The sequence below is a fragment of the Panacagrimonas sp. genome, assembly GCF_965216805.1.
Lineage (GTDB): Bacteria > Pseudomonadota > Gammaproteobacteria > Nevskiales > Nevskiaceae > Panacagrimonas.
Map to the genome: position 1 here is coordinate 1,266,158 of NZ_CBDCGN010000002.1, position 26,693 is coordinate 1,292,850.

The window sequence follows — 26,693 nt, forward strand, 5'->3', positions numbered from 1 at the left end:
CTAGCCCACATTTCTCACAGGTCGCCGGAGAATCCATTGCCTATTCCCCTCCTCACTGCATTCTTCAAGCTTGCTTCAGAAACAGACTGTCGGCGGATTCTCCGACTGGATCGGCGCTGGCCTGTCTGCGGCGCGCATCGCTTGGGACTCACTCACCCCATAGAACCACTATGGAGTTCGCTCCGTCCGGGCGCGCTGCACTTCCTCGACGTACGGCCATCACGCGATCCCCCTGTGAGAAATGCGGGCTAGTGCTTTTGGCCCTTGCTGCGTTTGCACGGCAGATTCACGCCAATCGTTCCAGCACCGCCGCCACGCTGGCCTGGATCAGCTCCGGCTTGTCGCCATCGCGGCGCTTGTACTCGTAGTGGTTGTTGGCCAGGCTTTTTTCGCCGATGACGATGCGGTGTGGAATGCCGACCAGATCCGCATCGGCAAACATCGGCCCCGGGCGCAGACCGCGATCATCCAGCAGCGCGTCGACGCCGGCTGTACACAGATCAAGGTAGAGCTGTTCCGCGACGCTCTTCACGCGCTCCGACTTGTCGGTGCCGATAGGGCACACGATGACACGGAACGGCGCAATGGCGTCCGGCCAGCGCATGCCGTTAGTGTCGTAGCGCTGTTCGATCACCGCCGCGGCCAGACGCGATACGCCAATGCCGTAGCAGCCCATCTCGGGGGTGACCGCCTGACCCTGCTCGTCAAGCACGGTGAATTCCATGGCCTGGGTGTATTTCCTGCCGAGCTGAAAGATGTGGCCGCCCTCGATGCCGCGATAGAACTTGATCTCACCCTGACCGTCGGGGCTGGCATCGCCCTCACAAATTTTCCGCAGGTCCGCCGCGTCGGGAATTGCGCAGTCGCGTTCCCAATTGACGCCCTTGAGGTGATGGTCGTTGACATTCGCCCCGCAGACGAAGTCCGCCAGTTCCAACGCGGCATGATCGGCGATGACCGGTATCGGGCAGTCCACCGGACCCAGATATCCCACCTCGCAGCCGAACGCGGCCTGCACGTCTTCGATCTTCGCCATCTCGAAGGGGCTGGCGATCAGCGAATGCTTGGCCGCCTTGACCTCGTTGAGTTCATGGTCGCCGCGCAGCGCGATGCCGACCAGACCACCCTCGCGGGCCTTGGCGACGAGCAGTTTGACCTTGGCGGTGAGCGCTACGTTGAGGAATTTTGAAACCTGTTCGCAGGTTTTTTGGCCCGGCGTCGAGACCTGTTCCAGCGTCTGGCTCGCCGCAGGGCGTGCCCGACCCGAAGGCGGGCAGGCCGCGGCTTCGACGTTGGCGGCGTAGCTGCCCTCGGTCGCGACCGCGAGCAGGTCTTCACCCGATCCGGCGAGGATGTGGAACTCCTCGGATTTCGCGCCACCGATGTTGCCGCTGTCGGCCTGCACGATGCGAAAGTCCGCACCGATGCGCTCGAACACGCGCGCATAGGCACCGCGCATGTTGTGATACTCGCGGTCCAGATCCGCGGCGTCCATGTGAAAGGAGTAGGCATCCTTCATCAGGAATTCACGCGCGCGCATCAGGCCGAAGCGCGGGCGGCGCTCGTCGCGGAATTTGGTTTGGACCTGGTACCAGTTGAATGGCAACTGGCGATACGAGCGCACGTCCTGCTTGGCGTGATGCACGATCACTTCCTCGTGTGTGGGGCCATAGGCGTAGTCGTTCTGATGGCGGTCCTTGATGCGCAGCATCTCGGCGCCCATGGTCTGCCAGCGGCCGGATTGCTGCCACAGCTCGGCCGGCTGGATCGAGGGCATCAGCAGCTCGGCGGCACCGGCACGGTCCATCTCCTCGCGCACGATGTTCTCGATCTTGCGCAGCACGCGCAGACCCATCGGCATCCAGGTGTAGAGGCCGGCGCCGAGCTTGCGGATGAAGCCCGCACGCTGCAGCAACTGGTGGGAGACCACGTCGGCGTCGGCCGGGGTTTCCTTGGTGGTGGACAGCGGGAAGCGGGACAGGCGCATTGCAGGCGAGGGGCTTTCGGACGGGCGCAGATTGTAGCGGTGTCCCCGCGGGCAAGCCCCCGCCGCGCAAAGGTGTGTCGAACCGCTAAACCAGTTCGCCGACGCAGAAATGCGCCATGTGCCTTTCGGCAAGCTTGGAGTGATAGTCGCCGAACTCGGCGGTCGCGTCCTTGCCGGCATACATGCGCGCCACGAAGGGCCCACCGGGGTGGCGGTCCTTCCACTGGCTGAAGTCATAGACCTTGCCGCGGATGATGATCCAGCAGTCCTCGAAGCTGGCGTGCTGCGCCACTTCCGCGCGCGTGATCCTGCGATCGCCCTTGAGCGAAACCGGCGGCGCCCACAGGTTCTGCGCGATTTCCTTGCGGGTCTGCAGCGCTGCCGAGCGCGAGCGGAAATCCCAGGGCCCGAGCTTGCGCGCAGGCAACTTGTCGCCGATGTTCCGCGCGTCGAACGCGTAGATCCAGTTCATGTCATTGCCGGCGCGCTGCTCGTGGCTGAAGAACGGGTAGTCGCGCTCGTCGACGGCCGCGAGGATCGCGCGGCGCTCGGGGGAATCTTCGGGCTCCAGGTGCTTGAACAGGAACTTGGAGCCGAACTGGAAGCGCGTCGCGCGGTAGTGGCGCACCCGCTCGTAGTGAAGCAGCGCGGAGTACACGTCCTCGCGATGCAGCTTGAAGGCCATGCTCAGCGCGGCGCCGTCCTCGAAGCTCTGCGTGGCGGCCTGGCCCATCGTCGGCAGCATCGGGTGCGCAGCGTCACCGAGCACGCAGATGCGGCCGTCGGTCCAGTGCTCGAAGGCATCGCGGTCGTACAGGCCCCACTTGGTCGGCTTCTCGATACCGCCGACCAGGGCCAGCACATCGTCCAGGCGCACATCGCCGGCAAACGCGATGCCCATGCGTTCCCGCATCTCGGCCGGATCGGCCGCAAACCAGTCGCCCTCGTCGCCCTCGAATTCGGCCGAGTCGGGTTCGTGGTACGCCGACCAGACATTGAGCAGTTCGCCGCCGCGCACCCAGTAGGTGAGCGCCCAGGCCCGCTGGGTCTTGCGCACGTCCATGCTGAAGCTGTCGATGGGATTGTGGTCCATCGGGCTGCCGTCGGCCTTTCGCAAGGCGGCGACCTTGGCGCGCGGGATGAGGCCGCGATAGCAGGTCACCGCGGTCCAGCGCCGCTTCGGGTTGTTGGGCCATACCTGCTTGACCACTTCGGAGTTGATGCCGTCAGCACCGATCAGAAGTTCGCCGGTGGCCGCGGTGCCGTCGGCGAAATTGGCGGTGACGGTGTCGGCAGCCTGGCTCAGGCCGGTCAGACGCTTGTTCATGTGTACGCGGATCGGACAGTCCACGCCCGAGTCCGGCCCCAGCTCCAGCGCCCGCTTGTACAGGCACATCAGCAGATCCATGCGGTGCATGTGATGGAAGCCCGCACCGTCGTTGGCCGCGGTGTTGTGATCGATGGGCTTCCGCGACACCGTGCCGTCCGGGAAGATCTCGCGAGTCGCTTCGCGGATCGCGGCGCGGCCGCCGTCGATGGCGCCCTGCGGACCCTTGGGATCGCCACCATCCAGATCGATGCCGAGCCACTTGCAGAGCCGCGCACCATTGGGCGCGATGTTGAGACCGGCGCCGGCCGTGCTCGGTGTGCGAGTTTGCTCGTAGACGTCGATGGAGGTGAATACTCGGGCTTCGCGCAGCGCAATCGCAGCAAAAAGCCCTCCCATGCCGCCGCCCGCGATGAGCACTCGCATTCCGCCCTCCTTGTATGCGCAGCTCCCGGCGTAAGCCCCTCAGGTGTGAGGCCGGCCAGTCCTGCGAACAAAGCTGCTCACGCCGAGACCGGCGTCCCGAGTATCGCGGGCGAAATTTTGTGACGGAATACGGAATCGATTGGCATGTCGATTCATGCGGCCATGTTGCACATCATCGAAACCTGCGCTAACGAGCCCCCAAGGCACCAAGGCCAAGGGGGCTGTGTGCGAGGTGACGGGGCCTTACATGCCGACGGTTTTGAGCAGGCCCCAGGCCATGTAGGCGATCAGGCCGAGCTGGGCCAGGAAGAACGTGGCACGCAGCAGCACCAGGATGAAGGACGTGCCGATCAGATGGACGACGCCTTGCGCAACGCGGGCATACAGCACCCAGGCGGCAAGGCCGTCGACCACCGCACTTTGGCCCATGGCGGCGGCGGCCAGCACCACAGCGGCGAACAGCGGGATGTTCTCCACGCTGTTGGCGTGGGCGTGGCTGGCGCGTACGACGATGCCCGGATCTTCCACCGGCTTGCCACGACCCCAGGCATCTGCGGGCTTCTTGAAGGTGAGCACCAGCGGTATGCGATAGCCGGCGTAGAACAGCACCAGCACAATCATCCACAGAACGTAATACAGCAGCGCTTCGATTCCAGTCATTGGTCTTCCCCGGTTGTGATGGTTCGAGTCATGGGCAGCGCCGTTGGCGTGCTGGCGGATTATGCCCCTGTGATCCGGGTTGCGCGCGATGACCAGCGGAGTAATGGTTTGCCCGAGTCAGGTACTTGGGGGCGTACCAACGAATCAGGGCCCGCGAACGGGCCCTGATTCGGTTCTGCATCGGCTGGAACGAAACCTCAGAGCCCGATCTCGCCGCCATCGTCGCGGGTGATGACGATGGTTGCCGAGCGTGGCCGGTTGCCGGTCTCACCGCTTACCAGAGCGTTGCGCGAGTTGCTCGGCCAGGTGCTCCGGGGCTCGTCCAGGGAGCCGCCCTCGCCCGGATGTTGCACGTTGACAAACATGGTGCGGTTGTCCGGCGTCATGTCCACGCCGGTGATTTCGCAGCCCACCGGTCCGACCAGGAAGCGACGCACCGTGTCCGGCGTAGCAGGCGCACCGACCACCGTGGCCTGGCTGCCGATGGTGCGCGGCCCGCCGTCTCCGACGCTGCCCGGAAGCGCGGCAAGCATCTGATTGTTGCTGCGGCCGGCACCGGGGAATTCACCGTCATCGGTCTGGATCCACAGCACGCCGCGGTTGTCGAACCACAAGCCATCGGGGCTGGAGTGATCGTTGTCGTCGGTGAGGCCCGACACGTTGGCGAGGCTGGGGTCGGCGTTGGCGGGCGCACCGAACAGATAGATATCCCAGGTGAAGCTGGTGGCGCCGACGTTGTCGCCGTCCTCGCGCCAGCGGATGGTGTGGCCGTTGGGATTGCCATTGGTGGCGCCGGTGCCGCTACGGGCGTAGTTGCGCGGGTTGGCGGCGTCGGTGGCGTCGACTGCAGTGCGCGCGGTGTTGTTGGTCAATGTCATATAGACCTCGCCGTTGACCGGGTTGACGGCGCCCCATTCGGGTCGATCCATCTGGGTGGCGCCGACAGCGTCAGCGGCCAGGCGGGTGGCGACGCAGATGTCACCCTGGTTGGTGAAAGGGAACAGGCTGTTGTCGGCGTTCAGACCGTTAAGGCCGAAGCCCAATTCGATCCAGTCGCCGCTGCCGTCGGCGTTGAAGCGCGCGACATAGAGTTTGCCGTCATCAAGATATTTGTCGCCAGCGGTGAGCCCGGCCACCGCGTCGGCCGGGTCCCAGTTGGCATTGCTGACGTACTTGTAGATGTACTCGAAGCGCGAGTCGCAACCCATGTAGTACACGATGGGCTGGCCGGCACGCACCGGACCGACCCAGGCGCCTTCGTGCACGAAACGGCCCAGCGCGGTGCGCTTCTGCGGTGTCGAAGTCGCGCTATACGGGTCGATCTCGACGATGTAGCCGAAGGTGTTGGGCTCGTTGCGGTAATCCGCAGCGGCGGAGGCAGCCTTTACCGTGATGTCGAAGCGGGTATAGACGTCGCCCGACACCGTATCCCAGTCGCGATAGGAAAAGCCGCGGCTGTCGGGTCCCATGCCGTAGCGGGCAAACAGCGCGTTGTCGGCCAGGCTGCGCTGCGCCATGTCGTCGTCGCGGCGGAAATAGCTGAACCAGTTTTCTTCGCAGGTCAGGTAAGTGCCCCAGGGTGTGTAGCCGTGCCCGCAATTATTGAGGGTGCCGCGCGTGCGGGTGCCGCCGCTGGAGTAAGGCGTGGTCAGGCGCGCGTTGCCGCGGGCCGGGCCAGTGATGTTCATGTTGGTGAAGGCGGTGACGCGGCGGTTGAAGCTGGAATCCTGCACGTATTCCCAGCCACTGGCGCCGTCGCGAACCTCGATCACCGACACGCCGTGTGCGTTCATCTCCTTGACCACCTCGGCGGCGAGGCGGTTGCCGTTGGCATCCACATTGCGCTGTCCGTTGGCGTGGATGTAATCGTCGAGCACCTGCTCGTGATTGATGCACAGCAGGCCACGGCTGGAGTTGTTGTGATCGGCCGTGCCACTGTCCGACAGGCCGAAGTAGTACATGCCGTCGTGCTGGTCACCGGCACGCAGGGCCGAGTCGCCGTCGGTACCGTCGTTGGAGAAATCGCTGACGGTGGCGGAGATGGGATCGCCGAAGGCATAGAGCGCGCGGGCGGAATATCCCGCCGGCAGGGTGACGCGATCACTGAGATTCTTGGGGACGGCGCTGAAACCCAGTGCGTCTGGCGTCGCCACCGGATCGCCACCGCCGCCGCCGTTGCTACTGCCGCCGCAGCCGACCAGGGCGAAGCCGCCGAACATGGAGGTCGCGGCCACCGATAACCCGCCGCGCAGCACGTCGCGCCGCGCCAGTCGTTGCTGCAGGATCGATTCAAAGGTCGTGTTGCCGGAACGATTGCTGTTGTCGTCGGCGCTGTGCAGGGTGTCGCTCATGATGCTCCTTGCGAATTGCTTGAGGCTGGGATCGCTGCGGAGACTAGTTGCGCAATATGTCGATTACCTGACCGTTTGGTGAACATTGCAGCCCAATCGCCGCGGCAATGTCACCGCGCTGCCATAAAATCCTGCAGCCTTTGCTCGCAGCTCTCATGACGACGACCGCCGAATTCGACTCCCGCGCCTTCCTGTCCCAGCTCACCTTGCAGCCTGGCGTCTACCGCATGTATGGCGAAGGCGACGAGCTGTTGTACGTGGGCAAGGCGCGCAATCTGCGCAAGCGGGTCGGCTCGTATTTCCTGCGCGCTTCGGGCAACCCGCGCATCGAGGCCATGGTGTCGCAGGTGGTGCGGGTGGACGTGACGATCACGCATTCCGAGGACGAGGCGCTGATCCTGGAATCCAACCTCATCAAGGAGCTGTCGCCGCGCTACAACATCGTGTACCGCGACGACAAGAGTTATCCGTACCTGCGCTTCACCGATCACCCGTACCCACGCATCAGCAATTATCGCGGTGCGCGCAGCGGCAAGGATCGCTACTTCGGGCCATTCCCCAGCGCCAGCTCGGTGCGCGAAACCCTTTACACACTGCAGAAACTATTCCTGCTACGGCCGTGTCGCGACAGTTTCTTCGCCAACCGCCAGCGGCCCTGCCTGCAGCACCAGATCCATCGCTGCTCGGCGCCCTGCGTGGGATTGATCTCGCAGGAGGACTACGCGCGCGATCTGCGCAATGCCGCGCGCCTGCTGGAAGGCAAAGGCGACGAACTCGCCAGCGAGCTGGGCAACGAAATGGAACGCGCTTCAGAGGCGATGGAATACGAGCGCGCCGCGCGACTGCGCGACCAGATCGGCGCACTCAAGCGCGTGCGCGAAAACCGCACCATCACCGGCGGCGCGCAGGACCTGGACGTCGTTGCATGCGCCTCGCATGCGTCGGCCAGTTGCCTGGTGGTAATGAGCGTGCGCGACGGTCTCAACCTGGGGCATCGCAGTCATTTTCCGCGCCATCCGGCACACACCGCACCAGAGGAGTTGTTGGAAAGCTTCCTCGGCCAGCATTACCTGGAACAACCACCGCCGCCTGAAATCCTGCTCAGCCACGAGCTGGACGATCTGGACTGGCTGCAGCAGGCGTTGGGCAAGGCCGCCGGGCGCAAGGTGGAGATTCGCCGACCGCAACGCGGCGCCAAACTCAGGCTGCTCGAGATGGCGCAGAGCACGGCCGCGCAGGCCTTGTCCACCCGCCTGGTGGAAGCGGCCAGCATGGATCAGCGCCTGCTGGAATTGCAGCAGGCGCTGGACTTGGAGCGGCCGCCGCGGCGCATGGAATGTTTCGACATCAGCCATACCCGCGGCGAGCGCACCGTGGCGTCCTGCGTGGTGTTTAACGAAGACGGACCGCTGAAGTCGGCATATCGCAAATTCAACATCGAAACTTCGGAGGACGGGTGGCAGCCCCGAAAGAATGGGGAGTCGCCGGAAGCAGCGTCCGTCCCTTTGTCCGGAGTGCTGTCGCAGGACGGCCTCGGGGCCTGCGACTCCTCCCGACTGCCGATTCCCGATTCCCGCGCGGCGATCACCGCCGGCGATGACTACGCGGCCATCAAGCAGGCCGTGAAGCGCCGTTTCGCGCGCGCCAAAGCAGGTGAGGGCGCGACCGCGACCCGGAGCGTGCCTAGCACGTCGGAGCTCGAGCAGTCGCCGGAGGCGGCTCGTGTACCCGCGCTCGTATCCGCTCGCGACACCGCCGCGAAGCCACCTCTGCCCGACGTGCTGTTCATCGACGGCGGCAAAGGTCAGTTGCAGGCGGCTCTGGATGCGCTGGACGAATTGGGCATCGCCGATCTACGCGTGGTGGCCATCGCCAAGGGTCCGACCCGCAAGCCCGGTCTGGAGGAGCTCATCATGGCTGAGCGGGAGCATCCGCTGCGCCTGCCGCCCGATTCGCCCGCCCTGCACCTGATTCAGCGGATCCGCGACGAAGCCCATCGGTTTGCCATCACCGGGCATCGCGGGCGGCGCGACAAGGCGCGGCTGGTGTCTGGGCTGGAGAGCGTGGAAGGCCTGGGGCCGACCCGACGTCGCGCCCTGCTCAAGGCCTTCGGCGGGCTGGCGCAGGTCAAGCGCGCTGGCGTGGATGAGATCGCCAAGGTCGAAGGTATCAGCGCCACCCTGGCTGCCCGCATCCATGCCCATTTGCGCTGAGAATCGCTGCCGCTCGCACCGTACCTCAGTGGAAACTGCTGCCGGGAAGCCCGACACTGCAGCATGCCTCTGACGATACCCAACGTCCTGACGCTATTGCGCCTGGGCGTCATTCCGATTGTGCTGGGACTGTTTTACCTGCCCTGGCCGTATGCCCATCAATACGCGGCCGCGCTGTTTGCGCTGGCGGCGGTTACCGACTGGGTGGACGGCTGGCTGGCGCGGCAGCTGGGCCAGACTTCCAAGTTCGGCGCCTTCCTGGACCCTGTGGCGGACAAGCTGCTGGTGGCCGTCGCCCTGGTGATGCTGCTGTACGACCACCCGGATTCGGTGCTGGCGGTGGTGGTGGCGGTCATCATCGGCCGCGAAATCACCATCTCCGCGCTGCGCGAATGGATGGCCGAACTGGGCGCGCGCACCAGCGTCGCGGTTGGCTGGGTCGGCAAGATCAAGACCGGCTTCCAGATGGTGGCGATCCTGCTGATGCTGTGGGAGCGCCCCACCTTTGGTCTGCCCATCTACGAGATCGGCTTCGGCCTGCTGATCGTGGCGGCCGTGCTCACGGTGTATTCGATGGTGGTGTACCTGCGTGCGGCCTGGCCGTTCATGAAAGAGGACCATCCGGTCTGACGCCTGGGCATCGGTCACCCCCTCGCAGCGCCCGTCCGCAGGAGATTGACGGCGTGAATCGAGCCGTTACAATGCGCGTCCCGTGCGGGAATAGCTCAGTTGGTAGAGCGCAACCTTGCCAAGGTTGAGGTCGCGAGTTCGAACCTCGTTTCCCGCTCCAACGCTTCAGGAACCCCGGGCTGCTCCCGGGGTTTTTTGTTGGACTGGCGGTTCGCACGTGGTGCGACCGACCTCGACGAAGGCTGGGTGGCAGAGTGGTTATGCAGCGGACTGCAAATCCGCGTACGCCGGTTCAATTCCGACCCCAGCCTCCACATTTCATTAGGGTTTTTCTTCGGACAACCCCTACATCCCTACATCGTCCCTACATCGTCAACGCAAAGGTCGCACTTTGTCGCCTGCGCGCGCACGGACGTAATGCTCAGTCATCTTTCGGCTTTCATGGCCCAGAAGCTGTTGAGCGCGCGCTAAATTCTCGCTGTCCGATCCTGACTTTGCTCTGATGTCGCGAAACTGGAAATTGACCCCGGCCGCCTTCCTGGCTCGGTCGAACATTGCTCTCATGGTCCAGTAGTTCAACGGCTGTCCTCGCTCGGTCTGGACGACGTGCAAACACGACACCGGATACGCCGACGTGCGCTCCGCGCAGCGCTTGAGAACGTCCGCCAGCTCGCCCTCGATTGTGATCCGCATGCTCTTGCCGGTCTTGTTCTGACGCAGCCACAGAACCCCATCGCGAAGGTCGGGGCGGGTGATCTTGAGCACGTCGGCGGGCCGCTGCCCGGTCAGCAGGGCAATGTCCATCGCATCGCGTAGGGGCGGCTCTGCCTGCTGCCAGATGGCCATGTACTCGCGATCCTCGACGTAGCGGTTGCGGCCCGTTTCCTTGTGCCCCTTCACCCCGGCACAGGGGTTCGACGCCGTGGTCATGCCCCACTCGCGAGCGTGGTTGAAAATATGGCTGAGCAGGGCCTTTTCCCGGTTCGCCCGAATCTTGGCCACCGCGCCGCGTACGCTCAGATACTGCCGGACGTGCTGCGGTTCGATGTCGCCGATGGCCATCGCGCCGAATACCGCGAGCAGGTACTTGGCTTCCTTTCGGTTGTCGGACCGCGTGCGAGGGGCCTTCAGCGGCAGCGCATCGCGCTCGTATCGGGTCCAGGCCGCGGCGAACGTCACGGCATCGGATGGTGGGGCCGCTCCATCTAACCGCGCCCATTCCAACAGCGCGCCGGCCTTGTCTTTCCCGAGGTTGATCCAGCGCCTTGGCTTGCCGGTGGTGACGTAGTAGTACGCGCCGTCGCTGAAGTGCATCCGCGCCGGCAGATCACGATTCGCGCCCTTGCGCTTGGGGGGCATCAGGCCGCTCGCTGGATGTTGCGTAGGGCTTCCAGATTAGGCCCTTTCAAGGGGGCGGCGATAGTGCCGCCGAGCTTGCCTTGCATGTACGCGACGCTCACGACTGGCCAGCCGTTGGCCGTAGTCTCGAAGATCCATCCGCGCTCGCGCAGCCACCGGCACACGCCCGACCGGCGCTTACAGCCGGTGAGCTGTTCGAGTTCGTCGCGGGAGAGCAGCAGGCTCAATCCCGCCCCCGATCCGTAGTGCGCTCGGTCGCCTGCGACTCCCCCCACTCTGCGACCTGCTCGGGCGTCATCTCATCCGGGCAGTGTTCGAGCATGAGGGCGTCGACGCGGGCCTGCAGTCTCTCATTCTCCGCCAGCAGTTCGCGGATGAGGTCGGCCATCTCCGCCGTGAGCGCGTGCGGGTCCTGAAGCCAGTAGAGGTTTTGGTCGTCTCGCAGATCAAGGATGCGCTGCGCGCGTTCGGTCAGGGTCATCGCACGATCCCCTTGGCGCGGGCGAGGTCTAATGCCACGTCGAAAGCGAGCTGAGTTTCGTATCGTTTGTAGTGGCCGGGCCACGCCGACTTTGCGCCGCGCCGGTCGCACATGTGCTCGTAAGGCGGTCCCGAGATGATTGCCTCAAACTCCGCCCGCAACTCCTCCTCGCCCATCACCTCGACGGTGGTGGCCTTGCCATCAGCAATGGCTACTAAGCGTGCGTGCTGTCCGACTGTGAAATCGGGTTTAATCATTTCGGCTGCGTCGCTTGCTGTTATCAGCGGCACCTTGGGTTTGGAGGTCATGCGTCAGTCACCTCAATTCCAAGTTTGGCAAGCGCCGAAGCCAGCTCTTTCACGGTTTGGCTGCTGTCCATCGCAGAAAACAATTCGAAAAGTTTCACCCTCACCGGCTGCTGGCGGGAGGCGAGCCACGCGGAATGCAGCATGGTGCCTTGCATCGCCCCGGCGTTGGGCCACGTCTTTTCCTTCCACTGGCTAAACGCAATCGTCTCTTTCGCTTCGTCTATCTTCATGTCAGGACTCCGTGGGATCGGCGTAGAGAGGAGTTACATCTCTGTCGCCGAATTTGTAATCGCAGATAAATCCAGGAACCTCTTTGTCTTGCCACGCCAACGGCTCACTCGGCACGATGCGGAGGCCGACTTGCGCAAGGCGCTTCTCGAAATCAACTCCGTCGTCAAACGAGCCTGAATCTTCAAGCGCGGACATGAGTGCAGCGTCGAATTCTTTCTTGTTCACGTCCCCTCTCCTTCGCTCGCGGGCGGTTGGGGTACTACCCAAAACGGGGCCGGTTTACCTTCAAGCCATAGCTGCACTTCTGCCAGCACAAGGTCTACGTCGGCCGGGTCCGCAGGAATACGACGCGAGGCGTGCCCGTCGCTAATTCGCTGCGATGCAGCCTTCACGCGATCAAGCATCCCATCCGGCACCCTCGGCGCTGCGAGGGCGCGCGTGTTCCACTGATGGTCCCAGCACAGAAACTCACTTAGGCCCAAGGCACACGACTCATTTCCACATGCGACATGATGTGTAGTCGCCCACGTTGCAGGCTTTCCGCAAAACGGGCATGGCAGGGGCGGCGTCAGCTTGGGCGGGGTCATGGCTTATTCCTCGATTGCGTGTTGCGTATGACGCGACGAGCCAACCGAAACGCGCGAGCTTCTTTCATCGTGTCGGACTCCCCGAAATAGCGCTTGTATTCGTCGCGACCAGCGTAGGTCGCCGCCGTGTACCCATCTGACCAACCTTCGCGCGGAGTGTTGGCGACGACTCGCACGGCAAAGCCCATATCAATCAATTCATCACGGCCGCGCTTGCTCGGCACGTCGCCGTCCCACAGCGGGCCTTTCTCAACAAGCGCGACAAGAGTGTCGATGCAGATGATTGGCTCCTTGTTCATTCGCCGTCCTCCCGCCGCGCGAGCAGGGCGCGGACTGCTGCGATGGTTTTGTCTGAGCACTGGTAGTCGGTCGGCAGGTACGCAACGACATCGCGCTCATGGACGTATCCGTCGCCGCCGCGATCTTCAGCTTCCTCGGTCCAGCCGAAGCCACGGACAACGCCTTCGTCATCAGCGCGGTCGTCTTGGTCATCTATATCGTTGAACTCCCAATCGCCATAGCTGCACAAGGCGACATGTAGCGAGCTGTGACCCTTGTAGATCGCGACGTACAGGCCCGGGTCCGGCTGGCCGTCCGTGTCAACGAACTTCCAAGCCTCCACCTCCCCGCTCTGCGCGGGCTGCAATTCATCGAACCGCTGCTCGATACGTGCCTTCATGGTTTCCGCGTCTGGCGTGTGCCGATCAGGATCGTGGTCTGTGCAGTAGCGGTACTCGCCATCGCCGCCAGTCAGCAGGTCGATGTCCTGCACAGCCTCATCGTAGCCTTCGCGATAGCCGATTCCGTGTAGCTCGTCGTCGCCGCTCTGCGCGGGCGGCGGGGCGGCGAGTGCGGCAATCGCAAGGTCAAGCGCCTGCGTTATCTCAACCGGGTCCGGCATATCGGGGTAAGCAGGATCGTCTACGCGCCAACCGTTGTATGCGCGGAGAACCGCTAGCGCTACGTCGTTGTTCACTCGCACTGCTCCTTAATAGCCCGCACCAACATCGCCAGCGCCGCATGCACGGGCCGGCGGCTGCTTTCGAGCGCGACGATCAGCTCATCGCACGCGCGGGCGATCTGCTCGCGCTGGGCGGCGTGGTCGGGGGTCATGCGGCGGCCCTCAGCACGTCATCGACGTTTTGGCGGAGCACGTCGAACGACACGCACCAGACCCAGGGGTCCGCGTCCCATGAGCCGGGGCCGTTTATGGATTCCCAGAGCGTGCGGAATGAGTCACGCGCGTTCGTGCAGCACTGCGTCCCCGGCATCAGGTAGTCGAACCAGCCGTCGCTATCGCGCTCGACCCCCTCCGCGGCGGCATCCTTCTCGCTGATGTCCTGCAACCGCTGCACGCGCACGTCGGTGATGCGCAGGGTCAGGCGCGAGGCCCAGCGGGGCATGTGGATCGAAGAGCGCCAGCGGTATCCCGGCGCGCCCTCAAGTCGGCAATTCTCAAAGTTGTCTGTGTCGTCTTCGTGGCTCACGTCGGCGCGATAGAAAACTTTGCCGTCTTCATCGTCACGGCCCCACGTTTCCCGAACCCACAGCAGATCGCCGGGCATTCCGTAGGGGCAGGCCGACTCCCATCCCTCATAATTCGATGTCGTGCAGCGGTTCTGGCCCCTGCCGATATCGAGCAACATTGCGTCCGGCGGCAGCTCATCGCAGTGGCAAAGGATGTCGTGACCGTCGAAGTGGAACCCGTTGCCGTATGGCTGCGGCTTCATCACCCGCCGCGTCCGCGTCTTCCTGCCGTCGAGCAGGGCGCGGATCATCGGGGCGCTGAAGAGGATAGGCCTGGCGCTCATAGCGTCGGCAACTCCCGATAGCGAATGCCAGCTTCCTCGATCAACTGGCGCGACATCTTCAAGTCTTCGTGCCAGCGCGACGGAACGGCCTTCACCGGATACGACACGATCTCTCCGATCCCGACCTGGATGATCTCGACGGTGCAGCGCGTGCAGGGTGGTCCACCCCACACAAGGCCGGTGTCGTCGGTGGCTGCCAGGTAGAGCGTGCAGCCCTTCAACCGCATGCCGGTGCGAGCCGCGGCCAGCAAGGCATTCATCTCGGCATGCACGACCAACTTGAGCTTCGTGTCGCGGTCGTTGAGTCGGTCCTCGGTGTCGGCAATGCCGCGCGGAAAGCCGTTGAACCCGCCGGACAGGATCTCGCGATCAGGCCCGACGATCACAGCGCCCACCTGCGTGCTCGGGTCTTTCGACATGCGCGAGTGATACAGCGCCATGCCGAGAAAGTGGTTGTCCCATCGAGTGCTCATCCCTCCCCCCTCTTCATCCGCCGAGCCGCATCGCGCTGGCGGCGCTTGCTGTGTTTGCGGGGGCGTTTCATGCGGCCTCCATCTTGAATAGATCAGATTGAGCATTCGCGCTTTCTAGATTCGAGCACGCCTGCCGCCAGTACGATTCTTTCAGCTCGGTCCCGATGAACTTTCGGCCGGCCTTCAGCGAGCAATAGCCCTCGCTGCCGATTCCCATGAATGGCGACAGAACCACGTCGCCGGGATTGCTCCACATCACCAGGGCGCGCTCAATAACATCTAGCTGCAATGGGCATAGATGCTTTTCGTCGCCCTGCTCTTTGGCGTTGCGCACGTTCAAGACGTTGGTCTGGTTCACCGTGTCCCAAACGGGCGACGCCCATTCCTGCCACTGCTGCAGCGGGAAGTCCTCCGGCGTGTGGCGGATCGGGTCGGCGTTCTCGCCAGGCTTGACGAAGGTCATCAGGTAGTCAGGCATGCCGCCGCGCGACTTGATGCTGTCCTTCTGCAATTGCTTGTAGAGCAAGCCGACGTGCTTGGTGCGCGTCATCTCAACGACGGGGCATTTCCAGATGGTGCGGCGCGAGTGCAGAACCCATCCGGCTTCTTGATGGATGCGGATGATGTCGCCGCTGAAGTCCTTAATGCCGACCGCGCCCTCGCGCCATTTCGTCATCGGCAGGTCTGAGCAATGCACGGCGGTGATCCGGCCCGGCTTTGTCACGCGGAATTTCTCGCGCACCAGATAGCCGTAGTGCGTCGCGAAGTCTTCGTCGGAGTTATTGCCCATGTCTCGCTCACTCGGCGAGTAGACGAACAACTGCCCGAAGGGCGGCGAATACACGCTGAAGTCGATGCAGGCTTCCGGCAACTGCGAAACCACGTCGATGCAATCGGAGTGGTAGGCAGACCAGCCGTCGCCCTGCTTCTGGTTTAGGCAGCGGATCGAATCCATGTCGGCAATGTTCCTGTGTGAGTGGGGATGTAACTTGTCCTGACCTGTGCGCGCTGCTCACGCGAGCGACGCATGGCCTTTGCCATCGCAGCCTTCATGCCGCTGTGATCGTTCGCCTTGCGGTCAATCACGCGGCTGATTTGGTCCTCGCCCTCGGCGACGATCACGTAGCAATCGACCGGGCTGGTCTGTCCGAACCGCCAGAACCTGCGGACGGCTTGATACCAAGATTCATAGCTGAAGGTGCGCCCGACAAAGGCGGTGCGGTTGCAGTGCTGCCAGTTGAGCCCGAACCCTGTAAGCGAGGGCTTGGTGATCAGAACGCGCGTGGAGCCATCGGCGAACGCTTCCAGCACGCTTTCCTTTTTCTCGGGCGTCTGACTGCCGCGAATCTCTGCGATGCCTTCAGCGTCCTTGAGGGCGGCTAGGATCGCGTCGGCTTCGTAATCGGTGTCGCACCACAGAACCCATGGCTCGCGGTCGCTCATCGCAAGTTCTGCAACCGCAGCGGCTCGCGCTTCCGAAGTCGCGCGCTTAATCCGGTGCATGTCGGTCGCGCTGATGTGATGCCCGCCGAACAAGTCGCCACCGTCTACCGGCTTTGCGTTCTCGGTCTTGACGGTGTGGACGTTCAGCGGCGGCAGGCTGAATCCTTCATCGCTGAACCCAAGGTCTGACGGCATCTGAGCCATACGGGACCATGACGCCATCCAATCCCAAAACGCATCGACGCCGTGACGCTTCAGCCGCCATTCTTGACTGGCCAGCGAGGTGTCATTGATGAAGAACATCGACAGCATTTCATTCGACTGCATGACTCCGCAGAATTCCGAATGCTGGCCCAGCTCCATGTGATCGTTAGGCGCTGGCGTTGCGGTGCTGGACAGCTTGAATCGGTGCTGTCCGAACATCTCAATCAGGCTGCGCGTGATCTTGCCGCTGAAGTTTTTGATGATGCTCGACTCGTCCAGGGCGACGGCGCCGAATGAGTCAGCGTCAAGCATGTGGAGCCGGTCGTAATTGCAGACGTTGATACCCTCGGCGACTTCCGACTGATCACGTACGACTCGAATCTGATAGTCGAATCGCTTGCCCTCGCGTTCGATCTGCCGAGCGACTGCAAGGGGCGTCAGGATCAGCGCACATCCGTTGCTCGCCTCAGCGCACTGGCGTGCCCATTCCAGTTCGACAACCGTCTTACCCAGCCCGGTATCGAGGAACGCGCCTGCCGATCCGCAGCGGATGTTGTGTTCCAGGGTCGCCCGCTGGTGAGGGAACAGGTGCGACGGCATCGGCTCAGGTTCAAAGCCGCGCTCAACTGCGGCCGGCGCCTTCCCCTTCAAAAATTCGAGGTAGTCCATTAGAACGGGATGTCCCCTAGATCATCGTCCTGGATACCCGTGTCCGGCTCGCTCGCCTTCTGCGCCGAGCGCTGTTCCGATTTCTCCCGCCAGCTCAGAAAGTGCAGCCGGTCGGCGTGAATCTCGGTCACGTACTTAGTCTGTCCGTCCTTTTCGTACTGCCGCTGCCGGATCGCGCCCTCGATCAGCACGGCCGCGCCTTTGCTCAGGTACTGCTGCGCCAGCTCGCCGGTCTTGCCGTGGCAGACGATGTTGTGCCAGTCGGTGCGCTCCTTGGGATTGCCGTCGCGGTCCTTCCATTTCTCCGAAGTGGCGATGCTGAAATTGCAGACGCTGCCGCCGTTGGCGAAGGTCTTTGTCTCAGGGTCTTTGCCAAGGTGGCCGGCAATGGTGCAGCGGTTGATTGAGGGCATTAGGCGGCTTCCTTCATGTTTGAAAATCGATTGACCAGCGCGCTAAGTTCAGCCTCGAATCGCTCGATAGCCTCACTCAGCATCGCCATGTATTGGATGTCGCAGTGGACGCGCTTGATGAAGACGGGGAGGCCGGGCCAGTACGAAACGAAGTCGACCCATTCGCGCCCGGACACCAGCAGCTGCCCCTGCAGCTGCGCGAAGTGTTCGCTCGGGACTTCGCCGGACTCCAATACTTCGAGCTGGAGTCTCGGGAGCTTTGTCTTGATCTCCAGAAGGCCTTCATCGCCGACAAGCGAATCGGGACTGGCGCCGATTTTCCCGCGCTTCATAAACCCGATCAGCTTCGGTTCGTTGTCGGTCTGGAACGCGTACAGGTTCCGCGCGTCAGGCTCCATCGCGTGACCGCGTTCCGTGTGCCGATTGCCGCCCCATCCGTCCGCTACCTGCCCGGTGAGACGTTCGCCGGCCAAGTCGTACAGGTATTTTCTGCGCGTCTCTGACGGCTTCCCTGCGCGGCCATTGGCGATCAGGCAATGGAAGTTGCTCGCGGTGATAACGCCGACTCTCGCGGCAATCCATTCGGGGCTGTTCTGCTCGCAGTCGATAATCTCAAGCATCAGCCTTGCTCCGCTTGGATTCGAGCGCAGACTTGGCGGCGGCGAATGACTTGGCCGGAAGTTCTTCCAGGCTCGCAATCTTCAGATAGCGGAGAAACTTCCCACGGTCTGCCGACACTTCATCGATCAGCGACTCCAATTCATCAACCTGTTCTTCGCTGACGGTGCGCGTGTGCTCGACGCGGCTTTCATCGTTCTCGCCGGTTTCGAGCATCAGCACTTTCAGCAGCGCCGACTTCGTCGCGTAGGTGACGGCCTTGCCGGGGGCCTTGTCGCCGTTGTCATTGGCGTGCGCTTCGATCCGAACGCTGATGCGGTCGGCGGGCTCATCCATGTTGACGAAGTGGATCAGGTAAGCGCCCTCATACAAGCGCATCGGATCGGGAATCGTGCCGCTGCCGTCCTTCGCGGCCTTCACGCCTGCCGGGTTCATCACGCCGGAAACCTGCTCCGGATAAGTGACGATGCCGTGCTTCACGAATGCGTCCCGGCACAGCGCGACCACCATGTCATGCGACACGGCTTTGTAGTTCTGTACAGTCTTGTCCTTCTGGACATACAGAACCGCTTTGCGCACCTCATTGATGCGTTGATAGATGTTCACAGTCCCAACTCCTCAATAATCAACTCGCACTCCGCCGGCTCACAAAACGGCGCGTACTGCTCATGCGCCGCGTCGGCCGCGAACGATGCGTAGATGGCGAAGATCAGGCAGAGGACGGCGGCGACGACGCCCACGGCGTACCCGATGACTTCCCCGCGCGACACCCTCGGCGGGTAGTCGGCCCAGTCCTCGGGCGGCGCTTCGCGGAAGCGGCGGGCCTGTTCTGCGGCTTCGTTGCGGGTCATGAGACTGCCCCGAGCCATGCGACCCATCCCATGAAGGCGAAAAAGCCGACAACCAGAACACATAGAACAGTCGCATCTGATCGGTTCATGGCACGCACCACACGACGGCGTAATCGCTTAGCGGCTTGCGTCCCTCGGTCGTCTCGACGTAGCCGCGGCGCTTGAGTTCGTCGCAGCTAATCGAATGCTCGGTCTGCCAGTCGGCAGCGCAGCCGGATAGGAGCGTGGCGAGGAAGATCAGGGCGCGGGTCATGGCTTCACCTCGCGGGCCTTGAGCATCGCGTCGGCCTGCATGTAGCGGACTCGGGCGATGGCCTTCGCTTCTAGTTCCAGTCGCGCCGTTACCTTCCCTACCTCATCCAGAGCCGCCCAATCCGGGACCAGAGAAAGAATCCCGGTTTCAGTGATGTGCTCTTCACGTTCAGCGGTCGGGTGCAATGCGAAGATGGCGAGCGCGGTGTCATCCATCGCACGTATGCACTTGACGAGGCGGTCATCGGCCTGGACATGAGCAGCAAAGTAGTCGCGTAAGGTCATGCCGAAACCCGTCGTTTCTTGCTGGCCGTGGCCGTTCAATTCCCAAACCGGAAACGCCGGCCCGCCATCGTTCGGCGCGCTCACGGCATCACCCCGCTACCCGCCACCAGCAGACACCCGGCGCACGTCGATCCGCCGACGACCTTCGCGACCGGACTGGCGCAGCCGAACGCGAGGAACAGGCCGGCGAGGGAGAGGAGGTAGAAAAGAAGGGTCATGAGGCGCGCTCCAGGCTGGCGAGGGCGGTGCGGGCCATCGCAACGGTCTGAGCCGATCCTTTTATTTCAGATGCTGCGATCAGATTGACGCAGTAGCGCAACGCCGCCGCCAGTTCGTCGCGCTGACCGATGACCGCCGCAAGCACAAGGGGGAACACGCCGTAATCAGATCGCGTGACAACTTTCAGCGCTTGATCCGGAATGCCCGCACACGCATTCACGCAGGCGACGATGCGCTCGGCGTCGGCTAATGACTGTGCACTGGTGATGCGGACAGCGTTTGCATTTTCGTTCGGCTGCGCGGTAATTACGCTTCCGACAATGCCGCTGACGGGAGAGGCTTTCCACGGCTCTTTCGTATGCTCACTCACGGCAATTCCCCCGCATCGTAGTAGTGCTGCACCCGCTCTTTGATTCGCCGCCGCACCATCGCGACGAACTTGCGCCCGATCTCGGTTTCGTCGCCGGTCTTGTGCGCCTCAACAAACAGGGATCGCAGCTCGGCGAATTCGTCGACCATGTACTCGACGGCGATCTGCGCCTCGTCGCCGTCGGCCTCGATGTCGGCGTGGACGGCTTCCTCGGTGTCGGCCCAATCGTTCTGCGGCTGGCTGGCCCACTCGTGATAGCGGCTCACGGCCGCGTTCAGAGCGGCGGCGCTGTTGGCGTCGGGGTCCCAGGTCATGGCGCCTGCACCTCGAAAACCTCAAATGAGTGCTGTCCGTGCCAGTCCGCCTCTTGCTCTATGCGGGCTGATTCGCAAACCGCTTCGGCGGCCTGCTTAGTCAGATGCAGCCCAAGAGCACGGCTTTCTTGACCGCATTCAATGCAGCCGATGTCGAAGGCAAGCCAATAGGTCGCGCCGCTCATGCCGCGTCCCCGATCACGAATTCTTCGACCTCGCGGGTGACGGTGCGCTTCGCCAAGCAACGCTCGCGGTCGAAATGGACGGTCAGTTCAAGGCTGCTCAACTTCACGCACGGATAGCGGCAATCCATGGACCTGTAATTGACCGGGCCACCGGCAGCGGCGACGACCTGGGCAAGCTCTGTAGGCCCGGCGCTGTCCGCCATCCACGCGAACGCGCCGACATTGCGCAGGTGCTCGCCATGCTGGTCGAGCCAGTCCGCCAGTCGGCGCAGCTTTCCGCTGTCGGGGTGGCTCATGACTGAGCCTCCACGCCGGCAAGCCGGGCCATGTCGGCGAGGGCTTCGTCGTCGCCGCAGTAAAAATCAGGGATGCGCTCAAGCGACGGGTCGCTGGCCTGATAGATGAGCGCAGCGGCAGCAGGCGTGCCGTAGCAGCCCTCCATTACGCGGCCACCGTCGCCCGCCAGCGTCACGACCCAGCCGGCCCGGCAATGCGACGTGCCGCAGGCGTTGTGCCACCCGCCCATGTCCAGGGCGCCGGGCCGACTCGCAGCGGCGTAGATCGCGCGGTGAATGTCGGGGATGCGGGGCACAAAATCGGGGATGTTTTTGGCGTCGCTCAGGTTGGCGCCGCTCAGGTTGGCGCCGCTCAGGTAGGCGCCGCTCAGGTTGGCGCCGCTCAGGTAGGCGCCGCGCAGGTCGGCGTCGCTCAGGTAGGCGCCGCTCAGGTTGGCGCCGCTCAGGTAGGCGCCGCGCAGGTCGGCGCCGCTCAGGTCGGCGTCGCTCAGGTCGGCGTCGCTCAGGTTGGCGCCGCGCAGGTCGGCGCCGCTCAGGTAGGCGCCGCTCAGGTAGGCGCCGCGCAGGTTGGCGCCGCGCAGGTCGGCGCCGCTCAGGTAGGCGTCGCTCAGGTCGGCGCCGCGCAGGTTGGCGCCGCGCAGGTCGGCGTCGCGCAGGTCGGCGTCGCTCAGGTTGGCGCCGCGCAGGTCGGCGCCGCTCAGGTAGGCGCCGCTCAGGTAGGCGCCGCGCAGGTTGGCGCCGCTCAGGTAGGCGTCGCTCAGGTCGGCGCCGCTCTTCAGGGCCTCTAACACTGTCCGCCCCAACCTTCGGCCCGCCGTCTCGCCCGCGACCGTCTCAAGGTCGCAAGCGAACTGAGCCGCGCCGCTCCATCGGTTGTAGATCGTGAATGTCTCGGTCGCCATGTCTATGCCTCCCCATCCAAAATCATGTAGACGAGGTATGACTGGAACAGCTCATCACCTTTACTGATGACGAATGTCGCGCCGCTGCGTTGCGTGACGGACAAACTGCCGTCCGCTCGCTTGGCGATAGAGCTGACGCGGTTATCCGGCTGAACCGGAATGACCCGCGCCTGCCTCTGGAGATCCGTTGCGATGCTCATGTCTGCCCCCTCGGTTGGTGTGGGGGGACTTTACGAAAACGGTAAAGATATCGCAATACCGAAACGGTAAAGAAATCGGTCTCGTTAGTTAACCGTATGAATAAAAAAGTTATTTAGTTTCGAGGTCGTGTCGCCCCCCCGCCCACAAAAAACCCCGCCGGAGCGGGGTGGGGGAAGGCAGCGCGGGAGGGGCGTCAGAGCAGCGGCGTTTGCAACGGCGCTCGGTGTTCGATCACCTTCAGCACGCGATAGTCCACCTTGAGTTTTCCGTCGCCTTCGTATTGACGCTTTTCCAGTGTGACGAGTAGAACGTCGCCATTGCCGAACCGCTCCGATCCGGATTGCACACGCTGATTGAACTCGGCGTCTGCTATTTCAGCGTGGAATGATGAGGCCCCATCGGTGAACCGCCACTTGTTTCCTTCCGTGAATACAGCGGACTGAATGACCAGAAGCGTTTCGCCATGAGATTGATGCAACGGGTTCTGCAATGGGTCTGGCGCGGCAAACCACGCACGCTCGGTGGACGTGATCACCTCGGCGATGTCGTTGTCGGTCCCGAAAGCGACCTTGTCGATGCTTTCGCCATCCATGGGCTTGAGGGTGTCGCCGAGCTGGTTTCTGGTATCGCGGTCGGCAAACAGCACGTAAACCTCGCGCTCGACGACTAATCTCTCGCTCTCGATGTGGAGGATGACGTTCTGGTCGGCCGCCTCGATCTTTTCCGGAGTTCTTCCGCGCAGCTTGCGCAGCAGCCCGATCAGGCCGCCGCCGGCCACGCCGATGGCGCTCAAGATCGCCAGCGCATTCGCCGTAGCTGCAGCACTGTCAGACGCGAATATATCCTTGATGTTCTGCAGAAGGTCCTGCGCGACGATGAAATCGATCCCGAAAGATCCGGTTTTGAACGATCCACGCACGTTGACCCGAACGTCGGCCCGGTCGCCTTGAAGCGCCTTGTTTGCAGCTTTCAAAAGGCCCGATACCGCTAGCAGTGCAGGCGCAAGCTCACGAACGTCCATCTCGCCATTGGAGAGGGCCGGGCCGTCGTAGGTGATGCGGAACTGAGCAGTTGACATGGCGGTTCGATCATACCGCTGTCGGGTTAGTTGCGGCTACGCCTCCACCACGCCCCAAACCACGGCGACCGCTTCCCGCACCTGGCGCACAGCCACTTCGGGTCAGGCCGCCCCGTAGGCCGCCAGCGGTGGCCGCGGAACCAGCAGATGGGGCGGGAGAGGATTAGAGCGGCCATGCCTTGCCGCTGGCGGCATCAACCATGTATGCCTTTTGAGCCTTTCCGCCTCGGTACTCGACGCACTGCACCTCAAACAAGTCATCCCGGGATTCAGGGCGCCTAATGGACTGCACCTCGGCGCACAGATGCCCGTTCAGGTTTAACAGGGTCGCGGCGATTTCCTCAGGGCTTTGCCCCTCATTGTTTTTTGCCTTCGCCGCGGGGGCGGTTGGCGTCGTGTTAGGCGTCCCGAATGCGAACATAAGGACCATCACGAGAATGCCAAGCACGAGCACATGGCCAACGCCGACACGCCCCTGGCCTGGCTTAGATATCCCGCAGTTCGGACACGCCTTGGCGGCAGATGAGACGGCCGTCTTGCACTCCTTACACTTCGTCATTGCCATGGATTAGTCCCCCAAGATTTCCAAGACGTTCCCGCGCAAGTCCGTCCTGGCGGTCATCGAATTCAGAACCTTGCCTCCGAAAGCGTTCGCGCCGCGGAAGGTGGTTGTGACCGTGAGATATGACCCGTTGTCGGAATAGCGCGTCTCGACGTGCTCATATGAATCCGGATCGTTCATCGATCTTTTGATGAAGTCCGTAAGCCCGCGGTGTGACCCGTCCCATGCGCTGAAATGCTTTTCTAGCGTTTCTTTCCGCGTCTCTGCTGCGGTAGGAGGAGGGGCGTCTGACCCTGAGCAGCTATATATCGACAGTGCGGCGGCAAGAAAAATCAGGCCAATGATCCCGCCGGTCGCCCACTCCACGCCGCTGTGGCCTAGAAAGCCCGAACCTTGCTCGGATTTCTGAGCGACTACATCTGCCCCACAATGAGCGCACGAATGCTCATGGCTGGAAGTCTCCCCGCCGCAGGCCGAACAAAAAACGATTGCCATTTCAAAGTCTCCTAAGGGGCGCGGCGTGGTGCCTAGACTCATTGAGGCGTGACGGCCTCAAGAAACCCGGAAACGTAGGAGGCGGGGACCGTAAACACTTCCTCGCCCCCGCTCCCGCTGATCTTGAACGTGATCCCTGTTCCTCTGGCCGCTTCGAGATACTGCTGATCGACGTTGATGCCGAGCGTCTCGTAATGCGAGCAACCGCCGTATGAGTTGCAAGAGCCGACATCACGACTGATGCGCGTAGCGTCAAGGCGGGCGCCATGCGAGTCGTGGGCGTATTCGTAGAACCGCCAACTTGAGTCGTAGTAGTCGGTCACGTAGACCTGAAAAGTCGTGCGCCCGGTTGAGTCGTGCGCCCAGGCGCGGAGCATGAGGGTGTCGTTCTGCCGCGTAGCGATGTCCGGCCCTTCGTATTTTGTGAGTTTTTTGAATTCGTCTCGCTTGACGCCGGTCTTGGCCTTCACTGACAACGGATCAGATACATTCAAGGCGGCAACGCGCTTGTGCGCTGCATCTGCGTCGTCCCTGTCTGCGGGCGACATGGACTGCCACTTGGAATACGCCGCCGCGACTTCGGGGGCATCTTCAAAAATCTGCTGCCGGACATCTGCAGGCTGTTGATCTAACAGCGCTGCCATCCCTGCCAGATCGCCAGCCTGCACGTCGCCCCTTGCGTCACTGGTCAGGCCGCGGACTGGATTGCTGGCGCAGCCTGCAATCGTGAGCGCTACAACCACTGCCGAAAATCCCTTTGTCATCCCGCCCCTTTTCGCCTTTCCGCGCGTGCGGACATGTCACCGTTGGTGAATGTCATCTGGATCAAACGGCCCTTGGACCACGCATATGCGCTCGATCTCTTCCTTCAGAACGGTCATAGGCTTGTAGCCATTATTGACGCTCAGCAGTTCGAAGGAATCTTCCGTTTCTATTCCTAGCTTTTTCAGAAGCTTGCTGCCGTCTACTAGGCTGACAAAAACATACTTGCCCGGAGCATATGGGAGATTGGGGCAGGCGACGATGTATTCGCCGTGGTTGTATCTCGGAGACATCGAATCCCCTATTACGCGCAAGCCAAATGCGTTCGGGTCTCGGCCTCGGTAAGGGACTCTCAATTCACCGTCTCCGACTGCCATCGGCTCTTCTTCCAAGTAGCCGTATGGGCCGCCTTTAACCCTGCCAACCACCGGGGCCAACGAATATTGCCCGGGGTCAAGAAAATAATTGCTGGCCGCCTCTTCTACGTTGCTGCCGATGTAGTCCATGGGGATGTCCCATGAGCCCGCCGGATCGCCGGCAAATTTTTCGAATTGACGCGCGGCCTTCCCTCCCATGTTCTTCCGCTTGCTGGGGTTTTTGTTCCCCAAAAGCTGGCTGATCCTCTGCTCATTCATCTTGAGGCCAGCGGCCATCATCGCTTCTGCCAAGTGAACGGCCTTGCCGTGCTTGGCAACCAAAGCCATCAGTCGCGTGTGCCTGAGATGGTAAACGTCCATTCCCTCATTGCCCCATTTTTTACTATTTAAGTAAATAGACGAAACGATAAAGGGCTTGCATTGACTTAACCGTAACGGTAAAGTGCGGCTCATGACGTTAAAAGACTTCTGGGAATCGCTGGACGGGGCCGGGAAAGAAGCCTTGGCCTCCTCATGCGAAAGCACGGCGAACTACCTCTATCTGATCGCGCTCGGCCACAAAAAGGCCGGTCACCAACTTGCCCAACGGATAGAGAAGGCCACCAGCGGCCAAGTATCCCGGCACGATCTGCGCTCGGACATCTACGGCCCCGCCCCCCGCGAGGCCGCGTGAGATGAGCCTGATCGCGCTCAGCATCGAGCACACCCCCGATGGCGTCGTCGTGGCGTTTATGCCTGGCGACCTACCTGCATCAGAGATCGCGCCGACCTTGGAAGCCATGTGCGCGGTCGCTTCCGCCGGTGCAGGCATTGCACTTGCCGAATCGATCAATGAAATCCGTCGCTGCAACGCTGAGATAGCGAAGCAGCTCAAGGACCTGAGTCGAGGCTTCAGTCTCCTAAGCTCCGAGCGTGATGCCGCGCCAGAGCAGCGGAAATCTAGCTCCTGCTCAGGTGAGCGTCGATGATTTTCTTGACGTCGGATACCTCGTCGAAGGCATCTCTGAGCGCCGGAGCCCACTTGCGCCGGCGCCAGACTTCTCCGTCCGGTTCGGTCACCTCGACGATCTCGTCTTCCGGCGTATTGGCTGCGACTCGCCGGTGCTGCCCTGCACGTTCGATTAGCAGCAGCGCGCGAATGTCGCGCAAGACCTCCAAAGCGTCCTGTTCCATCTTCATCTCCGGTCGTTGGTTGTGACTCGCATCCCAACCATACATCCGGAGCTTGGCCGCCCGCTCGGCCTGCGCGATTGCCCCCTATCACTCGCGCAAACCGCTGGTAACAGATGCGGACCTCTCTCCCCAAGGCCGCCACGCGCGGCCCTTCGCCAGCGCGGTTCGGCTGGCGTTTCC

Annotated in this window: 40 protein-coding genes and 2 tRNA genes; 6 read left to right on the forward strand and 36 right to left on the reverse strand. The window is 62.6% G+C overall.

Annotation, left to right across the window (positions count from 1 at the left end):
• Nucleotides 1–286: 286 nt before the first annotated feature.
• From ACOOHP_RS06000 to ACOOHP_RS06015, 4 genes are all read right to left on the reverse strand, one after another.
• Entirely contained in the window at nt 287–1,987 is a 1,701-nt protein-coding gene (locus ACOOHP_RS06000) for a proline--tRNA ligase (RefSeq protein ID WP_420465549.1), read from the reverse strand.
• A gap of 85 nt (nt 1,988–2,072) precedes the next feature.
• Nucleotides 2,073–3,740 carry a cytochrome b5 domain-containing protein gene (locus ACOOHP_RS06005; protein ID WP_420465550.1) on the reverse strand — a complete coding sequence of 556 codons (1,668 nt, stop codon included), beginning with the start codon at nt 3,738–3,740 and terminating at the stop codon, nt 2,073–2,075.
• Nucleotides 3,741–3,983: 243 nt separating this feature from the next.
• On the reverse strand, nt 3,984–4,400 hold the full coding sequence (locus ACOOHP_RS06010) for an MAPEG family protein (RefSeq protein ID WP_420465551.1): 417 nt from the start codon (nt 4,398–4,400) through the stop codon (nt 3,984–3,986).
• Between the two features lie 197 nt (nt 4,401–4,597).
• On the reverse strand, nt 4,598–6,751 hold the full coding sequence (locus ACOOHP_RS06015; RefSeq protein ID WP_420465552.1) for a PhoX family protein: 2,154 nt from the start codon (nt 6,749–6,751) through the stop codon (nt 4,598–4,600).
• Between the two features lie 155 nt (nt 6,752–6,906).
• Between ACOOHP_RS06015 and uvrC the strand changes: the two genes are divergently transcribed.
• The 4 genes from uvrC (at nt 6,907) to ACOOHP_RS06035 (ending at nt 9,908) form a co-directional block, all read left to right on the forward strand.
• Nucleotides 6,907–8,964, forward strand: coding sequence for an excinuclease ABC subunit UvrC (uvrC, locus tag ACOOHP_RS06020; RefSeq protein ID WP_420465553.1), 2,058 nt, complete (start codon nt 6,907–6,909; stop codon nt 8,962–8,964).
• Nucleotides 8,965–9,027: 63 nt separating this feature from the next.
• A complete protein-coding gene (gene pgsA, locus ACOOHP_RS06025; protein WP_420465554.1) occupies nt 9,028–9,594 on the forward strand; it encodes a CDP-diacylglycerol--glycerol-3-phosphate 3-phosphatidyltransferase in 567 nt (188 codons plus the stop codon).
• Between the two features lie 84 nt (nt 9,595–9,678).
• A tRNA-Gly gene (locus ACOOHP_RS06030) sits at nt 9,679–9,754 on the forward strand.
• Between the two features lie 80 nt (nt 9,755–9,834).
• Nucleotides 9,835–9,908: transfer RNA gene (locus ACOOHP_RS06035), tRNA-Cys, on the forward strand.
• Between the two features lie 58 nt (nt 9,909–9,966).
• Here ACOOHP_RS06035 and ACOOHP_RS06040 read toward each other — a convergent pair.
• The 31 genes from ACOOHP_RS06040 to ACOOHP_RS06190 form a co-directional block, all read right to left on the reverse strand.
• A complete protein-coding gene (locus ACOOHP_RS06040) occupies nt 9,967–10,953 on the reverse strand; it encodes a tyrosine-type recombinase/integrase (RefSeq protein ID WP_420465555.1) in 987 nt (328 codons plus the stop codon).
• Complete coding sequence (locus tag ACOOHP_RS06045; protein WP_420465556.1) at nt 10,953–11,180, reverse strand: DUF4224 domain-containing protein; 228 nt, start codon at nt 11,178–11,180, stop codon at nt 10,953–10,955. The genes ACOOHP_RS06040 and ACOOHP_RS06045 overlap by 1 nt, the downstream gene beginning before the upstream one ends.
• Nucleotides 11,177–11,434, reverse strand: coding sequence for a hypothetical protein (locus ACOOHP_RS06050; RefSeq protein ID WP_420465557.1), 258 nt, complete (start codon nt 11,432–11,434; stop codon nt 11,177–11,179). The genes ACOOHP_RS06045 and ACOOHP_RS06050 overlap by 4 nt, the downstream gene beginning before the upstream one ends.
• Complete coding sequence (locus tag ACOOHP_RS06055) at nt 11,431–11,742, reverse strand: hypothetical protein (protein WP_420465558.1); 312 nt, start codon at nt 11,740–11,742, stop codon at nt 11,431–11,433. Before ACOOHP_RS06055 ends, ACOOHP_RS06050 begins: the two co-directional genes overlap by 4 nt.
• Entirely contained in the window at nt 11,739–11,972 is a 234-nt protein-coding gene (locus ACOOHP_RS06060) for a hypothetical protein (protein WP_420465559.1), read from the reverse strand. The genes ACOOHP_RS06055 and ACOOHP_RS06060 overlap by 4 nt, the downstream gene beginning before the upstream one ends.
• 1 nt (nt 11,973) lies before the next feature.
• On the reverse strand, nt 11,974–12,198 hold the full coding sequence (locus tag ACOOHP_RS06065) for a hypothetical protein (protein ID WP_420465560.1): 225 nt from the start codon (nt 12,196–12,198) through the stop codon (nt 11,974–11,976).
• A gap of 358 nt (nt 12,199–12,556) precedes the next feature.
• Nucleotides 12,557–12,859 (reverse strand): hypothetical protein, encoded by a 303-nt coding sequence (locus ACOOHP_RS06070; RefSeq protein WP_420465561.1) that lies wholly within the window; start codon nt 12,857–12,859, stop codon nt 12,557–12,559.
• Nucleotides 12,856–13,536 (reverse strand): hypothetical protein, encoded by a 681-nt coding sequence (locus tag ACOOHP_RS06075; protein WP_420465562.1) that lies wholly within the window; start codon nt 13,534–13,536, stop codon nt 12,856–12,858. Before ACOOHP_RS06075 ends, ACOOHP_RS06070 begins: the two co-directional genes overlap by 4 nt.
• Nucleotides 13,533–13,673, reverse strand: a complete 141-nt coding sequence (locus tag ACOOHP_RS06080; protein WP_420465563.1) for a hypothetical protein — start codon at nt 13,671–13,673, stop codon at nt 13,533–13,535. The genes ACOOHP_RS06075 and ACOOHP_RS06080 overlap by 4 nt, the downstream gene beginning before the upstream one ends.
• Nucleotides 13,670–14,338 (reverse strand): hypothetical protein, encoded by a 669-nt coding sequence (locus ACOOHP_RS06085; RefSeq protein ID WP_420465564.1) that lies wholly within the window; start codon nt 14,336–14,338, stop codon nt 13,670–13,672. Before ACOOHP_RS06085 ends, ACOOHP_RS06080 begins: the two co-directional genes overlap by 4 nt.
• A gap of 29 nt (nt 14,339–14,367) precedes the next feature.
• The gene (locus ACOOHP_RS06090) at nt 14,368–14,844 is read right to left on the reverse strand and encodes a deoxycytidylate deaminase (RefSeq protein WP_420465565.1); all 477 of its coding nucleotides are present in this window, start codon (nt 14,842–14,844) and stop codon (nt 14,368–14,370) included.
• A gap of 67 nt (nt 14,845–14,911) precedes the next feature.
• On the reverse strand, nt 14,912–15,799 hold the full coding sequence (locus tag ACOOHP_RS06095; RefSeq protein ID WP_420465566.1) for a DNA-methyltransferase: 888 nt from the start codon (nt 15,797–15,799) through the stop codon (nt 14,912–14,914).
• Nucleotides 15,778–17,160, reverse strand: a complete 1,383-nt coding sequence (locus ACOOHP_RS06100; RefSeq protein ID WP_420465567.1) for a helicase-related protein — start codon at nt 17,158–17,160, stop codon at nt 15,778–15,780. Before ACOOHP_RS06100 ends, ACOOHP_RS06095 begins: the two co-directional genes overlap by 22 nt.
• Complete coding sequence (locus ACOOHP_RS06105; RefSeq protein ID WP_420465568.1) at nt 17,160–17,573, reverse strand: single-stranded DNA-binding protein; 414 nt, start codon at nt 17,571–17,573, stop codon at nt 17,160–17,162. Before ACOOHP_RS06105 ends, ACOOHP_RS06100 begins: the two co-directional genes overlap by 1 nt.
• A complete protein-coding gene (locus ACOOHP_RS06110) occupies nt 17,573–18,193 on the reverse strand; it encodes a lambda exonuclease family protein (protein ID WP_420465569.1) in 621 nt (206 codons plus the stop codon). Before ACOOHP_RS06110 ends, ACOOHP_RS06105 begins: the two co-directional genes overlap by 1 nt.
• Nucleotides 18,186–18,797, reverse strand: a complete 612-nt coding sequence (locus ACOOHP_RS06115; RefSeq protein WP_420465570.1) for an ERF family protein — start codon at nt 18,795–18,797, stop codon at nt 18,186–18,188. Before ACOOHP_RS06115 ends, ACOOHP_RS06110 begins: the two co-directional genes overlap by 8 nt.
• Nucleotides 18,794–19,042, reverse strand: coding sequence for a hypothetical protein (locus ACOOHP_RS06120; protein ID WP_420465571.1), 249 nt, complete (start codon nt 19,040–19,042; stop codon nt 18,794–18,796). Before ACOOHP_RS06120 ends, ACOOHP_RS06115 begins: the two co-directional genes overlap by 4 nt.
• A gap of 85 nt (nt 19,043–19,127) precedes the next feature.
• A complete protein-coding gene (locus ACOOHP_RS06125) occupies nt 19,128–19,295 on the reverse strand; it encodes a hypothetical protein (RefSeq protein ID WP_420465572.1) in 168 nt (55 codons plus the stop codon).
• A complete protein-coding gene (locus tag ACOOHP_RS06130) occupies nt 19,292–19,663 on the reverse strand; it encodes a hypothetical protein (RefSeq protein WP_420465573.1) in 372 nt (123 codons plus the stop codon). The genes ACOOHP_RS06125 and ACOOHP_RS06130 overlap by 4 nt, the downstream gene beginning before the upstream one ends.
• Nucleotides 19,660–19,797: a hypothetical protein gene (locus ACOOHP_RS06135; protein WP_420465574.1), complete on the reverse strand. Its 138-nt coding sequence runs from the start codon at nt 19,795–19,797 to the stop codon at nt 19,660–19,662. The genes ACOOHP_RS06130 and ACOOHP_RS06135 overlap by 4 nt, the downstream gene beginning before the upstream one ends.
• Nucleotides 19,794–20,168, reverse strand: coding sequence for a hypothetical protein (locus ACOOHP_RS06140; protein ID WP_420465575.1), 375 nt, complete (start codon nt 20,166–20,168; stop codon nt 19,794–19,796). Before ACOOHP_RS06140 ends, ACOOHP_RS06135 begins: the two co-directional genes overlap by 4 nt.
• Nucleotides 20,165–20,482: a hypothetical protein gene (locus tag ACOOHP_RS06145; protein WP_420465576.1), complete on the reverse strand. Its 318-nt coding sequence runs from the start codon at nt 20,480–20,482 to the stop codon at nt 20,165–20,167. The genes ACOOHP_RS06140 and ACOOHP_RS06145 overlap by 4 nt, the downstream gene beginning before the upstream one ends.
• Entirely contained in the window at nt 20,479–20,667 is a 189-nt protein-coding gene (locus ACOOHP_RS06150) for a hypothetical protein (RefSeq protein WP_420465577.1), read from the reverse strand. The genes ACOOHP_RS06145 and ACOOHP_RS06150 overlap by 4 nt, the downstream gene beginning before the upstream one ends.
• The gene (locus ACOOHP_RS06155) at nt 20,664–20,963 is read right to left on the reverse strand and encodes a hypothetical protein (RefSeq protein WP_420465578.1); all 300 of its coding nucleotides are present in this window, start codon (nt 20,961–20,963) and stop codon (nt 20,664–20,666) included. The genes ACOOHP_RS06150 and ACOOHP_RS06155 overlap by 4 nt, the downstream gene beginning before the upstream one ends.
• Nucleotides 20,960–21,865, reverse strand: coding sequence for a pentapeptide repeat-containing protein (locus ACOOHP_RS06160; RefSeq protein ID WP_420465579.1), 906 nt, complete (start codon nt 21,863–21,865; stop codon nt 20,960–20,962). The genes ACOOHP_RS06155 and ACOOHP_RS06160 overlap by 4 nt, the downstream gene beginning before the upstream one ends.
• Nucleotides 21,866–21,867: 2 nt before the next feature.
• A complete protein-coding gene (locus ACOOHP_RS06165; RefSeq protein ID WP_420465580.1) occupies nt 21,868–22,065 on the reverse strand; it encodes a hypothetical protein in 198 nt (65 codons plus the stop codon).
• A gap of 194 nt (nt 22,066–22,259) precedes the next feature.
• Nucleotides 22,260–23,144 (reverse strand): hypothetical protein, encoded by an 885-nt coding sequence (locus ACOOHP_RS06170; protein ID WP_420465581.1) that lies wholly within the window; start codon nt 23,142–23,144, stop codon nt 22,260–22,262.
• Nucleotides 23,145–23,307: 163 nt separating this feature from the next.
• Nucleotides 23,308–23,709: a hypothetical protein gene (locus ACOOHP_RS06175; RefSeq protein ID WP_420465582.1), complete on the reverse strand. Its 402-nt coding sequence runs from the start codon at nt 23,707–23,709 to the stop codon at nt 23,308–23,310.
• Between the two features lie 3 nt (nt 23,710–23,712).
• Entirely contained in the window at nt 23,713–24,201 is a 489-nt protein-coding gene (locus ACOOHP_RS06180) for a hypothetical protein (RefSeq protein WP_420465583.1), read from the reverse strand.
• Between the two features lie 38 nt (nt 24,202–24,239).
• Entirely contained in the window at nt 24,240–24,965 is a 726-nt protein-coding gene (locus tag ACOOHP_RS06185) for a hypothetical protein (RefSeq protein ID WP_420465584.1), read from the reverse strand.
• A gap of 36 nt (nt 24,966–25,001) precedes the next feature.
• Nucleotides 25,002–25,793 (reverse strand): S24 family peptidase, encoded by a 792-nt coding sequence (locus ACOOHP_RS06190; RefSeq protein WP_420465585.1) that lies wholly within the window; start codon nt 25,791–25,793, stop codon nt 25,002–25,004.
• On the opposite strand from ACOOHP_RS06190, the gene ACOOHP_RS06195 reads away from it, so the two are divergent.
• Both ACOOHP_RS06195 and ACOOHP_RS06200 read left to right on the forward strand, forming a co-directional pair.
• Nucleotides 25,792–26,013, forward strand: coding sequence for a transcriptional regulator (locus tag ACOOHP_RS06195; protein ID WP_420465586.1), 222 nt, complete (start codon nt 25,792–25,794; stop codon nt 26,011–26,013). The genes ACOOHP_RS06190 and ACOOHP_RS06195 overlap by 2 nt on opposite strands.
• A gap of 1 nt (nt 26,014) precedes the next feature.
• Nucleotides 26,015–26,308 (forward strand): hypothetical protein, encoded by a 294-nt coding sequence (locus ACOOHP_RS06200; protein WP_420465587.1) that lies wholly within the window; start codon nt 26,015–26,017, stop codon nt 26,306–26,308.
• Here the strand turns inward: ACOOHP_RS06200 and ACOOHP_RS06205 are convergent.
• A complete protein-coding gene (locus tag ACOOHP_RS06205) occupies nt 26,280–26,519 on the reverse strand; it encodes a hypothetical protein (protein WP_420465588.1) in 240 nt (79 codons plus the stop codon). The two genes, ACOOHP_RS06200 and ACOOHP_RS06205, sit on opposite strands and share 29 nt — an antisense overlap.
• Nucleotides 26,520–26,693: the final 174 nt, after the last annotated feature.